The sequence below is a fragment of the Calothrix sp. PCC 7507 genome (assembly GCF_000316575.1).
Classification (GTDB): Bacteria; Cyanobacteriota; Cyanobacteriia; order Cyanobacteriales; family Nostocaceae; genus Fortiea.
On sequence record NC_019682.1, the window covers coordinates 6,658,968 to 6,672,873 of the forward strand.

General features: G+C 43.2%; 12 protein-coding genes. 9 read left to right on the forward strand and 3 right to left on the reverse strand.

Features of this window, described 5'->3' with window-relative positions:
* Positions 1-13: 13 nt before the first annotated feature.
* The 3 genes from CAL7507_RS28545 (at position 14) to CAL7507_RS28555 (ending at position 3,560) form a co-directional block, all read left to right on the forward strand.
* Positions 14-1,012 (forward strand): aldo/keto reductase, encoded by a 999-nt coding sequence (locus CAL7507_RS28545; protein ID WP_015131967.1) that lies wholly within the window; start codon positions 14-16, stop codon positions 1,010-1,012.
* A gap of 81 nt (positions 1,013-1,093) precedes the next feature.
* Positions 1,094-1,606, forward strand: coding sequence for a GNAT family N-acetyltransferase (locus tag CAL7507_RS28550; RefSeq protein ID WP_015131968.1), 513 nt, complete (start codon positions 1,094-1,096; stop codon positions 1,604-1,606).
* Between the two features lie 97 nt (positions 1,607-1,703).
* Entirely contained in the window at positions 1,704-3,560 is a 1,857-nt protein-coding gene (locus CAL7507_RS28555; RefSeq protein WP_015131969.1) for an ABC transporter ATP-binding protein, read from the forward strand.
* A 222-nt stretch (positions 3,561-3,782) separates the two neighbouring features.
* On the opposite strand, the gene map is transcribed toward CAL7507_RS28555, so the two are convergent.
* Together map and CAL7507_RS28565 are read right to left on the reverse strand one after the other, a co-directional pair.
* Positions 3,783-4,544 (reverse strand): type I methionyl aminopeptidase, encoded by a 762-nt coding sequence (gene map / locus CAL7507_RS28560; protein WP_015131970.1) that lies wholly within the window; start codon positions 4,542-4,544, stop codon positions 3,783-3,785.
* A 17-nt stretch (positions 4,545-4,561) separates the two neighbouring features.
* On the reverse strand, positions 4,562-5,566 hold the full coding sequence (locus CAL7507_RS28565; protein WP_015131971.1) for a Gfo/Idh/MocA family protein: 1,005 nt from the start codon (positions 5,564-5,566) through the stop codon (positions 4,562-4,564).
* Positions 5,567-6,052: 486 nt separating this feature from the next.
* Between CAL7507_RS28565 and CAL7507_RS28570 the strand changes: the two genes are divergently transcribed.
* On the forward strand, positions 6,053-6,352 hold the full coding sequence (locus tag CAL7507_RS28570) for a ferredoxin (RefSeq protein WP_015131972.1): 300 nt from the start codon (positions 6,053-6,055) through the stop codon (positions 6,350-6,352).
* A 617-nt stretch (positions 6,353-6,969) separates the two neighbouring features.
* Positions 6,970-7,269, forward strand: a complete 300-nt coding sequence (locus tag CAL7507_RS28575) for a ferredoxin (RefSeq protein WP_015131974.1) — start codon at positions 6,970-6,972, stop codon at positions 7,267-7,269.
* A gap of 100 nt (positions 7,270-7,369) precedes the next feature.
* On the opposite strand, the gene CAL7507_RS28580 is transcribed toward CAL7507_RS28575, so the two are convergent.
* A complete protein-coding gene (locus tag CAL7507_RS28580; RefSeq protein WP_015131975.1) occupies positions 7,370-9,037 on the reverse strand; it encodes a SpoIID/LytB domain-containing protein in 1,668 nt (555 codons plus the stop codon).
* Positions 9,038-9,227: 190 nt separating this feature from the next.
* Between CAL7507_RS28580 and CAL7507_RS28585 the strand changes: the two genes are divergently transcribed.
* The 4 genes from CAL7507_RS28585 to CAL7507_RS28600 all read left to right on the forward strand — a co-directional run bounded on the left by CAL7507_RS28585 (position 9,228) and on the right by CAL7507_RS28600 (position 13,507).
* Positions 9,228-9,491 carry a ParB N-terminal domain-containing protein gene (locus CAL7507_RS28585; protein WP_015131976.1) on the forward strand — a complete coding sequence of 88 codons (264 nt, stop codon included), beginning with the start codon at positions 9,228-9,230 and terminating at the stop codon, positions 9,489-9,491.
* 62 nt (positions 9,492-9,553) lie between these two features.
* A complete protein-coding gene (locus tag CAL7507_RS28590) occupies positions 9,554-10,045 on the forward strand; it encodes a Dps family protein (RefSeq protein ID WP_015131977.1) in 492 nt (163 codons plus the stop codon).
* A 110-nt stretch (positions 10,046-10,155) separates the two neighbouring features.
* A complete protein-coding gene (gene grpE, locus CAL7507_RS28595; RefSeq protein WP_015131978.1) occupies positions 10,156-10,842 on the forward strand; it encodes a nucleotide exchange factor GrpE in 687 nt (228 codons plus the stop codon).
* 124 nt (positions 10,843-10,966) lie between these two features.
* Positions 10,967-13,507, forward strand: coding sequence for a PAS domain S-box protein (locus tag CAL7507_RS28600; RefSeq protein WP_160166374.1), 2,541 nt, complete (start codon positions 10,967-10,969; stop codon positions 13,505-13,507).
* The last annotated feature ends 399 nt before the right edge of the window (positions 13,508-13,906 follow it).

Below are 13,906 nucleotides of genomic sequence, written 5' to 3' on the forward strand. Positions count from 1 at the left end.
TGAGAACAATTTTATGACTTTACCAACAACTAAACTCGGTAAAACCGGATTGACCGTTTCGCGCCTTGTTCTTGGCACCATGACCTTTGGATTGCAGACTGATGAAGAAACTTCCAGAGTTATTCTCGACACAGCCGCCGATGCTGGGATCAACTTTTTAGATACAGCCGATGTTTATCCCCTAGGCGGTGGACTTACCACAGCCGGACGCACCGAAGAAATCATTGGGCGCTGGCTCAAAGGCAAACGCGAACATTTTATCCTGGCTACCAAAGCTGTGGGGAAGGTTGGCCCTGCACCTTGGGATCAGGGTGCTTCCCGCAAACACATTTTGGATGCGATCGATGCTTCCCTAAGACGGCTGGGAACCGACTACGTTGATTTATATCAATTGCACTCCGATGATGCCTCAACCCCTCTGGATGAAACCCTAGAAGCTCTGGACAAGGTGGTTCGCTCTGGTAAGGCACGCTATATCGGTGTTTCTAACTTCCTAGCCTACCGACTCAGCCGCGCTTTAGGTCGTGCTGATGTGCGGAATTTGACTCGCTTTGTCTCGATTCAACCCCGCTACAATTTGTTATTCCGTGAAATTGAGCGAGAACTCTTGCCCCTAGCGGAAGAAGAAGGACTGGGTGTAATTCCTTACAATCCCTTGGCAGGTGGTCTGCTTACTGGTAAACACAATCTTGCTCAAGGCCCCACTACCGGAACTCGTTTTACCTTGGGTACTGCGGCTGAACGTTATCAAGAACGTTATTGGCACGATCGCCAGTTTAATACTGTTGAGGAATTACGCACAATAGCAGATTTGGCGGGATTGTCACTCACCACTCTATCGCTGGCTTGGGTTTTGGCAAATCCCATTATCACTGCCCCGATTATTGGCGCTAGTCGTCCAGAACAACTTGCTGATAGCCTCAAGGCAATAGAACTAAAACTCGACGATAGTTTAAAACAAAAGCTAGATGACCTAACTGCTGAATATCGAAGAGGCGATTCTCTGCGTTAGCCAGAATATTGATGTAACATATCGGACGGTTGGTTCAGCCGTCTATTTTTTTGTTGTCACCGTTAAGCTTTTTCAGTAAGCATGTTTTGGCTAGAAACACAACGCCTCATCCTGCGAGACTTCCAGCAAAAAGACGTGGATCAACTTACGCCAATACTGGCAAATCCACGAGTAATGGAATTTTCTCCTACTGGAATTCTCTCTGCTTCCCAAACGCAGGCAAGAATAGATAGTTTTATCACTTCTTATCAAGCGTTGGGATTTGGAAAGTGGGCTGTCATCTTCAAAGAAAACAACCAATTGATTGGTTACTGTGGAATTGCTATTGAGCAAATTGATCATGTCAACGAACGAGAGATTGGATATCGACTAGATCCAGAGTTTTGGGGTAAAGGGTTAGCAAGTGAAGCCGCATTAGCAACAATTCAATACGGATTTGAGCAACTCAAATTTCCATATATCCTCGGCATTGTTGAACAAGCAAACACGGCATCGATTAGAGTGCTGGAGAAGTTGGGGATGAGATATCAAAAAAGAACGATATTTCATGGAGTTGAGATGGATATTTATCGGTTGAATGTCGCCACGCCATAAGGCGTTGGATTGGCAAACATTTATTTTGATGTTATTTGTTACGACTCAATTGAGTTATCAGGAAAAAGCCTAAAAAGATGCTACGAGATCGATTTTCATGACGAAAAAGTCCAGACATTTTAAATCCTTTCAACGTGCTGCTAATGCGCCAGCCCTACCAGCCACTCCCTTCAGGTTTATTTGCTACTTCGTTAATCAGTTCCGCTGGTGGTATGTGGCAATGGTGATCTTGGAGGTAATACATGCAACCTGTGGCATTATGTTGCCCTATGCCATTGGTGAGATCATCCGCAGCGTGACGCGATCGCCAGGCAATAGCCAGCACATTTTTGATACCGTGAGGCAACCCCTGATACTGTTCACCGCCTTGAGTGTGGGTGAAGTGGTATTCGGGCGATCGGCTGGACTTTTGCAGACTATCCTCCATCCCATCCACCGACAGCACATTGTCCGCTCCTTATATGCCTACTTGCAGCATCATTCTCACCGCTACCTGAGTAGTAGTTTTTCTGGGGCGCTAGCACATCGGATTAGCGAAACCTCTCTTGGTGTCACGCAAACAATGCAAATGATGATTACGGAATTTATGCCAGTAATCATCGTGTATACCGTCGCCACAGGGTTACTGTATCGCGCCTATCCTCCACTAGCTGCATTTGTGGGGGTGTGGGCAATTCTCTTCATCAGTATTTCGTTTTGGCTGGCCACTCGCTGCCGAATTTACGCCCGGAAAGCTGCAGCCGCCAGAAGTGAGACAACTGGCATGATTGTAGATGCGGTAACAAATCTCACTAGTAGCCGACTGTTTGCGCGTCTGGGTTTTGAACGACGCTATTTGAATGAGCAATTAAGGCGAGAAATCAAAGAGGTGAGAATATCAAACTGGTATTCGGAGCGAATCCGTTGGTTTCAGTTCATCTCAGCCGCGATTTTGAAAATCGGCACTCTGTATTACTCACTTTCTCTGTGGAGTCAAGGAGCGATCGCTACTGCTGACTTCGTTGTGGCAACTAGTCTATCGTTGTTGATTATCAGTGAAGCCCGCAATTTAAGCAAACGGTTTCTAGAATTTTTTGAACATGTCGGCAATGTCGCTAATGGTGTCTATACAATTGTTCAACCCCATGAGTTGATTGACCGAGATCAAGCGATCGCCCACCCCATCACCCAAGGACGCATTGAGTTTCGACGAGTCAATTTCAACTACTCGGCGGAGAAACAAGTATTCAGCAATCTCTCTGTCACCATCCAACCAGGCCAGCGCGTCGGACTGGTGGGCTTTTCCGGCTCGGGAAAATCCACTTTTGTCAATTTGATTTTGCGTCTGTTTGACCCCCAATCAGGACAGATTATCATTGATGGGGTCGATATTCGAGATATGACTCAGGATGCCCTACACGCGCAGATCAGCTTGATTCCCCAAGATCCGTCTCTGTTCCATCGGACTTTGGTGGAAAATATTCGTTACGGGCGAATCGAGGCGACTGATGAGGAAGTAGTTGAGGCGGCGCGTCAGTCCTATGCTCACGATTTTATCGCCCAAATCAAGGAAGGTTATGATTCTATGGTGGGTGAACGCGGTGTTAAACTTTCTGGTGGGCAAAGACAGCGGATTGCGATCGCCCGCGTCATCCTCAAAGATGCCCCCATTCTGATCTTGGATGAAGCCACCTCCAGCCTCGATTCCATCACGGAAAAAGCGATCCAAGATACCTTAGATTCAGCAATGAATGGGAAAACAGTGGTCGTTGTGGCGCATCGGTTATCCACTATCGCCCATCTAGACCGCATTTTGGTGTTCGATCAAGGTCACATTGTCGAAGATGGTACCCACACCAAACTCCTGGCACTTGGTGGTGCCTACTATAAATTATGGAAAATGCAGGCAGGTGGATTCCTACCTGCAGAAGCCACTGAGCAGGATGTATCCGAACTGCAAACAGGTTTAATTTAACCCAGAATTAAGTGACATATTGTCATATCAGTATGTCAATAAATAATTGATGGATAAATTCCTTGTAGAGACGCGATTTATCGCCTCTCTACAACTAGTACGCCACGGCGTAAATAAAGTAACCATTCCAAATCGCCCAAATGCTGACTGTACAGGTTTCTTCATTTCAGACTTCAGACTTCAGACTTCAGACTTCAGACTTCATACTTCAGCCTTTTTGTACTAGTTTTTGGTGAGAATCTCCACACCATCTTCCGTCACAGCTAAGGTATGCTCAAATTGGGCTGAAAGTTTGCGATCGCGTGTGACAGCAGTCCACTTATCACTCAGCACCTCGACTTCCCAAGTACCTTCATTAATCATCGGCTCAATTGTAAACACCATCCCCGGTCTGAGACGCTTGCCTTTGTCCCGTGTGCCGAAGTGGGGGATATCCGGTGCAGTATGGAAAATATTACTAACGCCGTGTCCCACAAAGTCCCGCACCACAGAAAAACCCTGTGCCTCAGCATACTCTTGAATCGCTGCACCAATGTCGCCAATGCGTGCCCCTGGTTTAACCTCCGCAATCCCCCGGTAAAGACACTCCTCAGTCACTTCCACTAGCTTTCTCGCTTTTGGTGAAGGAGTACCAACAAAAAATGTCTTGGATGTATCGCCGTGGTAGCCATCGACAATCGGCGTCACATCAATATTGATGATGTCGCCGTCCCTCAGAATCTGTCTAGCATTGGGAATACCGTGACATATTACCTCATTCACACTGGTACAAATCGACTTGGGAAAGCCTTTATAACCTAGTGGGGCGCTTTTTGCACCATGTGCTTGCGTCCAGCGTTCAGCTTCATCATTGAGTTGCAGGGTACTAACTCCTGGCTTTACCAGTGGCTCCAGATGCTCTAAGAGTTTAGCCGCTAAGTGCCCCGCCTTACGCATCTTCTCTATTTCTCTCTGGGATAATATAACAATTGTTTCGCTTCTCATACAGCTTAATTTACAGATCAAATATCTTTCATAAATATAGTTAACCCTGACTCAGCAGCTCTTTTTGCGGCTTCAGCAACTTTCAGAGTATATAAGCTTTCTTCTGGGGTAACGTACAACGCAGAGCCATCAAGAATATGATCTAACACCATACTCGTATCTTTGGCAAATAAACCCCGGCGAGTCCCAACTTCAATTGGTGTTGTTTGCCCTTCATGGATGAAAAATCCGGTGTCGCCATCAAAAATTAACCCACCGTTTTCGCCATGCACTTCAAACTTGCGTTCAGACTGCCACAAAGTTTCACCTTTGCCGTAGACTACTTGTGCTAGGAGTCCGCTATCAAAGCACAGTTGTGTAATGCAAAAAGAGGTTTGATAGTATTCCGGTTCAATTGCCCAATATCGCTGATGACAGTTAGCTGTAAAGACTGTACCAAATAAATCGGTGAGCCGATGTAATCGGGAAAGCGCCCCCATTAAGGGAAAACCAAAAAGCTCATGGTTATAAGTCCACTTCCGGGGTGCAGGACTTTGAGGGGTGATAGTACTATAGCGGACATAAAAAATCTCACCTACTTTAGCTAAGTTTTGCTTTAAGGCTTGGTGTAGTCCACCCAAAAGTTCTATGTGTTCGACGTGTAAGAGTTTGTTTTGGGCTTTAGCTAGGGCAAGCAGTTCTTTTCCTTCTACTACATCCAAAGCAAGGGGATACTCTACAACTACGTGTTTACCCTGAGAAAGGGCAGCATGAGCGATCGCACTGTGATCGCGGTTAACAGTGGAGATTACTACTAAATCTACATCTTTTCGCTCTACTAGTTGTTGCCAAGCATCCACCGCCTCAGCTTGATAGTCTTGAGCAAAAGTTGCTGTTTTTTCTGGTTTATAGCCTGCAACTGCGACTAGATGCGATCGCGGATCTTGCAACAATGCCTCAGCCCTTAACTTTGCCGCATTTCCAGTCCCAACCAAACCTACCCGCACTTTCGTTTGTGCCAAAGGAGATTCAGAATTATACATGATAGTCACTAGTTCTATTCGTAGGTTTTCTGTATGGGCAAAGCCAAATTGCTTTCACCGTCGAGTGTTCTGATCAAGCTGTCAAAGCTACGGAAACTTGTTTGAGTTGGCGATCGCTACAACATAATTATCCCTGAGATGAGGTTTTCTTAAAATCTTTTATCTCACAGCTTAGTCAACTACAGATACCATAAATCCGACCCGTATTCTACGTGATTTATTCTCGACTGCACATTTTATTCTCTGAGGTATAATTTTTTCTAATATTAGGCTTAATTCAGTCAATAAAATATAAACAAAACTTATTGGTATTAAATAACTAAATTTCATTACTAATCGCGGTCAATTTTCGGTTACATCTTTGACTTTTTCTCTTAGTATCAGAATTAAAGTAAGTTTGAAACAGCAGATGATCACACTAAAATATCTGTATCATCTGCTTCAAGTTAACTTATACTGCCGTCCACCAAAGAGAGGATTACTAAAATGGCAACCTACCAAGTTACACTCATCAACGCAGCTGAAGGGCTGGAAAAAACAATCCCAGTTGATGATGATACCTATATTTTAGACGCTGCTGAAGAAGCTGGTCTTGACTTGCCCTACTCTTGCCGCGCTGGTGCTTGTTCCACCTGTGCGGGTAAGATCACAAAAGGTACTGTTGATCAATCTGACCAGTCATTTTTAGATGACGACCAGATTGAAGCACAATATGTGCTGACCTGTGTCGCCTATCCAACTTCTGATGTGACAATCGAAACTCACAAAGAAGAAGACCTCTACTAAAAGTTAGGTAGCTCATACATCAACATTTTGTATAGAGTTACCGAAAATTTGGGTCTCAAGCCTCGTCTTCACTCCGGCGCTCGCGGTTAACCTCTAGAACGACTTTTATTTGAGCCTGAGGACAATAAATGCTAAAGTCTAGTTGACTTCAGGTAAACGCAGCATAACTAGAGACACGATAATTTCTCTATCTCACCGGGGGTGAGTATTCCGTTTTGCAGTAATAGTTCAAAAAACATTTTAAACTTTACATCAAGCAAGAACACAGCAATTAATTTGTTTCATTAATTTTGCAAGCTTGTAGTCAGAAACTTAATGCTTGATCGAGCCATAAATTTCTCACTATATAACTGCAAAATTTGTGTGATGAATTGAGAGTAATCGTGTTCTTGCTTTTTTAGTAGCACAATTAGCACCGGAAATACATAAGCATAACCTATTGACGATAAGTAACTAAATTTCATTACTAATCGTAGTCAATTTCCAGTTAAAGTATTTAACTTTTCCCGTAGTATCAGAATTGGAGTGAACAACCAACGGCTAAAAAACACAAAAGCAGCCGTGGGCTTTACTTGAGGATAAATTACACTGCCGTTGATAAAAGAGAGGAATACTAAATGGCTACTATCTACAAAGTGACTTTAGTCGATGCAGAAGGAACTGAAACTACAATTGATGTTCCTGAAGATGAATATATCTTAGACATTGCCGAAAACGAAGGTCTAGACCTACCCTATTCTTGCCGTGCTGGTGCTTGCTCAACCTGTGCTGGTAAATTAATTTCGGGCACCGTCGATCAGTCTGACCAGTCATTCTTAGACGACGACCAGATTGCAAAAGGTTATGTACTCACCTGTGTTGCCTACCCAACCTCCGATCTGAAAATCGAAACTCATAAAGAAGAAGACCTCTACTAAGAATAGATGCAGGGGGCAGGGGGCAGGGGGCAGGGAGTGTGAGGAGACAATGACAATATAGAGTAATCCAATCCCCAATCCCCAATCCCCAATCCCCTATTTAAAACTGAATCTCGTTACTGAGAATTTTAATTTGAGTGCCAGGATAGTAAAACTGCAAAATTTTTGGACTTGGCCAGCCTACTTTAGCTAAATTTTGAGCGCCCGTTTGGCTTAAACCAACTCCATGTCCTAGTCCACCACCAATAAAGGCGTATCCCCACAGACTCGATTGGCCTCTGTTGAGGGGTTCTAGATAAAAGAGCGTGCTTGTGGGTGCGAAGAAGGCGCTGCGAACCTCGTCTTTGTGCAGAGTGAAAGTACCGATCTCAGTTTTCACTGCGAGTTCGAGGATGCGTCCACTGGGCGATCGCTTAACTATAGCCATCGCTTGTATTGTTTTAAATTTACTATAGGGGCTATTTTTCACCCGCAAAAATTTTTGTAAGCCCTTGGTAATGTCTTCTAAATTGGTTTCTTTACGCCAACGAAATAGATCCCACTCGCTTTCATTGAATCCTTTTTTGAGATTAATAAACTTCTGAAAGTTTTTTTCATCTGCTAAATTCTGCCTAGACAAGTCCCAAATATTCATAGAAGCATCCACCACAGGCCGCAGATAGGGACGATCTTCACCATTCCAGACATCGCTAAAAGAAGCGGTGACACCACCAGTAGTGGAAGAATAAAGCGCATCTACTAGCTGATTTTGGTAAGTTAATACCATACCTTTAGTTGCAGCGATCGCTTTGTCGGTGTTGGGAGCTACTCCATTTAGCCCATAATAAACCTGGCAGTGGGTGTCAGCACATAATTGGTAGTCATCAATGGCAAATCGACGCAAATTTCGCAGCACATAGGTTCTCGCCAAAATCGCTTGGGCTTCCATCGCTGCTGTTGGCGCATTCGTGCCAATTTCGTAAGGTACAACCCCGCGCAAATAGGTTTCTAACGGCACTTCATTGACTAAAGTGTATGTGCCATAAGCATTCGGCTGTAAGTTCATCTTGCCAGCGTAGAGACGGGCATTCCCCGGTTTTTCGCTTTGATTCACCCGAATCAAGTTTTTGTTAGTGCTAATTTCCAGAGAATTTTGGCTGTATCTTTTCCCATTCACTACCCAACTAACTCGCGGTACTTGTGACAAAATTTTTGTCTCCAGAGATACCGTTTTCTTGCCAGCAGCGTCTAAACTCTGCAATAGCAAGCGCCGTAGTAAGGGAGTGTTGTAAACATCCCGTTTTGCCCAAACTTGCCAACGCTCTGGTTGCGCTATTTCTACCTTAATTCCCTGATTCCGCCAGCTTTGGGCACTGTCCTCAGCAGTTTCATAAGTGCGATATGTGCCTAAAAGTACTACTTCCTCAACTGCTGGTTGGGGTAAGGCTTGCATGACTGTTTCCAACTGGACAGGGTTTTGGGTAAGTAAGGTTTGTGTATTATTGCCGATTTTAAATTTTAGCTTTAAGCGATCGCCTTTACTCGGTTCTAGTTGCAGTTTAGCTGTGGGTTGCTCTCCAAATCGCTGCACAATCCCAATTCTCAGCGTCACTTCCTTTGTCTTCATCTCAGGCCCTGATGCAGCAGTCAGTCCCAACAAGCAAAACGTCATCAGTACATTGCCAGAAAAACGCCAAAACGAAATTTTCGAGAACACTTGTTTCTCCCTCTTGAGGCGACGTTGGAGCGGATTTTCTAATTGCTTCGTACTGTAGTGGTTTTGTCGCATAAGTGCTCCAAGGATACCATTTGACTTTTTGCAGAAGTAGGGGATTGGGGATTGGGGATTGGGTATTGGTAGTTAAAACAAACTATTCTTTAGTCCCCAGCCCCCAGAGGTGCTAAAATAGTTGCAAAACGAAGTCATAACGATTATGATTTATATAACTACAAAACAAAACTAGTTAGGAACATTCCTGATGGTTAGAGTCCAAGAAATTCCCTTAAATCAGATTCAGCGGCCATTGCCCCGCGAGAACGATCCCAAAAAAGTGCAAGACTTAATGGAGTCGATAGCGGAGATCGGGCAGCAAGAACCCATAGATATCTTAGAAGTAGATGGACGGTATTATGGCTTTTCAGGTTGCCATCGTTATGAGGCTTGCCAGCGTTTAGGTAAAGAAACCATCTTAGCCAGAGTTCGCAAAGCCCCCAAGAGCGTTTTAAAGATGCACCTAGCATGAGTCAGTAAAAAGTTACAAGCTGACAAATGATAACTAAATAAATCACCAATTAGGAGAAAATTATGTCATCTAAACCACAAGTTTCATCTTTAAATATCGGTATTGACGAAACCAGCAGAGCGAAAATTGCTGAAGGCTTATCTCGACTGTTAGCTGACACCTATACACTGTATCTAAAAACTCATAACTTCCACTGGAACGTTACAGGCCCGATGTTCCAAACATTGCACTTGATGTTTGAGACTCAGTATACAGAATTAGCCTTAGCCGTTGATTTGATTGCCGAGAGGATCAGAGCTTTAGGCTATCCTGCGCCAGGAACCTACAGCGAGTATGCTCAACTGAGTTCGATCGCCGAAACACCAGGAGTTCCCAAAGCCAAAGAAATGATCCGCCTCTTGGTGGAAGGACAAGAAGCTGTAGTGCGAACTGCGCGGTCAATTTTTCCCATCCTGGAAGAAGTCAACGACGAACCCACCGCCGACTTGCTAACTCAGCGGATGCAAGTACACGAAAAAACTGCTTGGATGTTGAGAAGTTTACTGGAAGAATAGGGAAACAGTTATCAGTGAACAGTGAACAAATTGATAACTGATACTTCGGCTCTGCTCAGTACAAGTAACTGATAACTGATAACTGATAACTGATAACTGATAACTGACCAATGCCAAATGCCGATTTCACCCAGCAGCTACAAGATTTGATGCAAGGGGTGGGTATTTCTAGTTTTAGAGCGCTGAGTCGCACTAGTGGCATCTCAGAGCGCCAGATTTTGCAGTTGCGCCGGGGAAAGCTGGAGCAGATGCGGGTGAATGTACTGATCCAGCTTGCCGAAGTGCTACAGATGTCATTAAGTGAATTAGTCGCGACTTTTTCCGAGTCTAGTGTGAGTTCAGAAAAAAATCTTGACTCAGAACTCAGAACTCAGCACTCAGAACTCATTACTAGTAAAGAGATTGCTGATTTAAGAAAAGAGTATGAGCGATCGCAAATACAATTACAACAGCAGCGAGAACTATTGCTGCAAGAATTCCAGCAGTCAAGTTTGCAACTGCTGGAATCTTTGTTATTACAATTTCCCACAGCCGCCTATACAGCTAAAGAAAATCCGCAGTTAGCAGCAGTCAAAATAGTGCCGCTAGTAGAGAAACCCCTAGAAAAATTATTACAGCAGTGGGGAGTAGAAGCGATCGCACCTGTAGGCGCAGAACTACCCTATGATCCCCAAATACACCAATTAATAAAAGGAAACCCACAAATAGGAGAAATAGTCAAGGTACGTTACACTGGCTACCGACAAGGGAACAAACTACTTTATAGAGCCAAAGTCAGTCCTGTGGAAAAAATCTAAAAATCCTATTTCCTGTTCAAAAATCGCCAACATGGGGAAGACTAAAATAGCACAAACAATTTTTTCAATTGTGTGCAAAAAACCTCTTTTGGCGGCTGAAACCCCTACAGACAGGAATTTGGGCATGAAAAAGGACAAAAAAACAAAAGAGTCCCTAAATCAAGCACAGGTACTCGGTGATAATTGTCCGTTCCCACAGCAGGAAAATTTCACTGTTAGCTTTCTCCTCCAGATTCTCAACGGTATAGAAGATCCCATCTTTGTAAAAGACCGCCAACACCGTTTAGTACTGATGAATAAAGCCTTTGCAACCCTCATAGGACGTGAACCAGCAGAGGTAATTGGTAAGTCAGATTATGACTTATTTCCCCAAAGCGAAGCTGATGTATTTTGGGAAAAAGATGAACTAGTTTTCACAACGGGTATTACCAACGAAAATGAAGAATTTTTTACCGATGCTCAAGGTGTGACACGCTTTATCTCCACCAAAAAATCTTTATTTGCGGATGACACAGGTAATCAGTTCTTAATTGGGACGATTCGTGATACTACCCAGACCAAGCTCATAGAAGCAGAATTAGAAAACCGAGCAACACAAAGAACTCAAGCACTACAAGCTGAAATTACTGAACGGCAACAAAAAGAAGCTAAACTCAGAGCTTCTGAGCAAAGACTAGCACTTTTGATTCAACAAACACCTGTAGGCGTGGTTGAATGGAATACTAAATTTGAGATTCAGGAATGGAATCCTGCCGCCGAAAAAATTTTTGGTTACAGCAGAAGCGAAGTGCTGGGTTGTCATTTTGCGTTTTTAGTTCCTGAAATCGCTAAAGAACATGTAGTGAAGGTAATGGACACTCTCCTCTACTCACAGGGAGAAATTGTCAGCGTCAACGAAAATGTCACAAAAGACAATCGCACAATTATCTGTGAGTGGTATAACAACCCCTTAATAGCTGACAATGGGGAAGTGATTAGCATTGCCGCAATGGTGCTAGACATCACAGAGCGCAAGCAAGCAGAGCAAAACTTAGTTTTATATAAACAAGCGGTGGAAAGCTCCAGTGATGCCATTGCCATAGCGGATGCAGAGGGTAATCACATCTATCAAAACTCAGCATTTTGCAAATTGTACGAATGTGAAACAGTGGAAGATTTCATCAAACTTGGTGGTGTCCATGCTGTAATCACTAACTCAGAAGTTGCTCAACAGATGTGGCAGACTATTCTTGGGGGGAAACCTTGGATGGGTGAGGTTGAGCAACAGTCCGCTCATGGTCGAATTATCCAGACTTTTCTCAGAGCTTATCCACTAAAAGATTCGACAGGCCAGAATATCGGTTTGGTTGGTGTCATTACAGATATCACGGGACATAAACAATCAGAAGAACTACTGCGAAAACAAGAGCAATTCCTCCGTACCGTATTTGATGGTTCTGAACATGCCATATTTACGTTAGATGTTCTAGAAGGCGGCAAACTTTGTTATTCAGGATGGAATCCCGCTACAGAGCGCGGGACTGGTTTCAGCAGCGCCGATGTCATTGGTAGACTACCAGAAGATGTCTTTGGTGAAGTTGCAGGTAAAGCAGTATATCAGAAATATCTCAGTTGCTTAGAAGCCGGTGTACCTGTCACCTATGAAGAGTACTTACCTTTTCAAGGTAAAGAAATTTGGTGGCTCACTACACTCAATCCACTCAAAGATAGTGGAGGTAAAATCTATCGATTGGTGGGTACAACAATTCAGATTACTGACCGCAAACTGGTAGAAATACAAGTACAGCAGCAAACAAAAGATTTAGAAACAGCCCTCCAAGAACTCCAGCAGACTCAAATGCAGCTTGTCCAAAGTGAAAAGATGTCTAGTTTAGGACAATTGGTGGCAGGTATAGCCCACGAAATTAACAATCCCGTCAATTTCATTTATGGCAATCTAGCCCATGCAAATGACTATACTCAAGACCTGTTGGAATTAGTGCAGCTTTATCAGCAATATTATCCTGATCCGATCCTCGCAATTCAGGAGTTAGCAGAAGAGATAGACTTGACATTTCTTATCCAAGATTTACCCCAACTCCTCAACTCGATGAAAATAGGGGCACAGCGCATTCGGGAAATTGTTATTTCTCTACGCACTTTCTCCCGCATGGATGAGGCTGAGATGAAAGAGGTAGATATCCATGATGGCATTGACAGCACTTTAATGATTTTAGAACATCGTATCAAAGCTAAACCTGACCACAAGTCGATCAAAGTTATCAAAGAATACAGCAGCCTACCGCTAGTAGAATGTTATGCTGGGCAACTTAACCAGGTATTTATGAATATTCTGGCGAATGCGATCGATGCTTTAGAAGAATCTATGTCCAACAGAAACATACCTGAAAATCCACAGATTCACATTCATACCCAATTACTAGACCCAAATCAAGTGACTATTTCCATTGCTGATAATGGACCAGGAATATCAGAAGACGTTCAACAAAGACTATTTGACCCTTTTTTTACAACCAAGCCAATTGGCAAAGGTACTGGTATGGGTTTGTCTATTAGCTACCAAATTATCTCACAAAAACATGGCGGTTCTTTGAAATGTATTTCTAACTTAGGTATCGGAGGTGGTACTAAGTTTGTGATTACTATTCCTCTCAGACAAAATTAATTTACAGCAGAATTCAGGAGTCAAAATTCAGGAGTCAGAAGTAAAACAGTATTTATGCCTGACTTTGAGATTGCTATGTGCTTCAGCAAATCCACTGTAGGCTTAGTTAAGAGTCTAAACCCAACCTTACTGAACCGTACCACGAGAAAATCATTTTTCCTTAATCTATAGAGCATATTTTCAAATTTTCATAAATAAATTTAGTTGCTCTCTATACAAATTCAAAATTCTCAGTCAAGTGGTATCAGATATCATCAAATTTTCTGGGTTTGCGTCTACTACTTTATTTTAGATAATTGATATTGAACAGCTTTTTATTGACTGCTATTTAAAAGGCATCAGTAAAATTTTATAATTATATTTGAGGTTTAAATTTAACTACTTACCGAAACAAATTCA

What these genes read in the sequence shown, in the direction of transcription:
- CAL7507_RS28545 (WP_015131967.1), top strand. Translation starts at nt 14, where the DNA reads ATGACTTTACCAACAACTAAACTCGGTAAAACCGGATTGACCGTTTCG.
- CAL7507_RS28550 (WP_015131968.1), top strand. Translation starts at nt 1,094, where the DNA reads ATGTTTTGGCTAGAAACACAACGCCTCATCCTGCGAGACTTCCAGCAA.
- CAL7507_RS28555 (WP_015131969.1), top strand. Translation starts at nt 1,704, where the DNA reads ATGACGAAAAAGTCCAGACATTTTAAATCCTTTCAACGTGCTGCTAAT.
- map (WP_015131970.1), bottom strand. Translation starts at nt 4,544, where the DNA reads ATGAGAAGCGAAACAATTGTTATATTATCCCAGAGAGAAATAGAGAAG.
- CAL7507_RS28565 (WP_015131971.1), bottom strand. Translation starts at nt 5,566, where the DNA reads ATGTATAATTCTGAATCTCCTTTGGCACAAACGAAAGTGCGGGTAGGT.
- CAL7507_RS28570 (WP_015131972.1), top strand. Translation starts at nt 6,053, where the DNA reads ATGGCAACCTACCAAGTTACACTCATCAACGCAGCTGAAGGGCTGGAA.
- CAL7507_RS28575 (WP_015131974.1), top strand. Translation starts at nt 6,970, where the DNA reads ATGGCTACTATCTACAAAGTGACTTTAGTCGATGCAGAAGGAACTGAA.
- CAL7507_RS28580 (WP_015131975.1), bottom strand. Translation starts at nt 9,037, where the DNA reads ATGCGACAAAACCACTACAGTACGAAGCAATTAGAAAATCCGCTCCAA.
- CAL7507_RS28585 (WP_015131976.1), top strand. Translation starts at nt 9,228, where the DNA reads ATGGTTAGAGTCCAAGAAATTCCCTTAAATCAGATTCAGCGGCCATTG.
- CAL7507_RS28590 (WP_015131977.1), top strand. Translation starts at nt 9,554, where the DNA reads ATGTCATCTAAACCACAAGTTTCATCTTTAAATATCGGTATTGACGAA.
- grpE (WP_015131978.1), top strand. Translation starts at nt 10,156, where the DNA reads ATGCCAAATGCCGATTTCACCCAGCAGCTACAAGATTTGATGCAAGGG.
- CAL7507_RS28600 (WP_160166374.1), top strand. Translation starts at nt 10,967, where the DNA reads ATGAAAAAGGACAAAAAAACAAAAGAGTCCCTAAATCAAGCACAGGTA.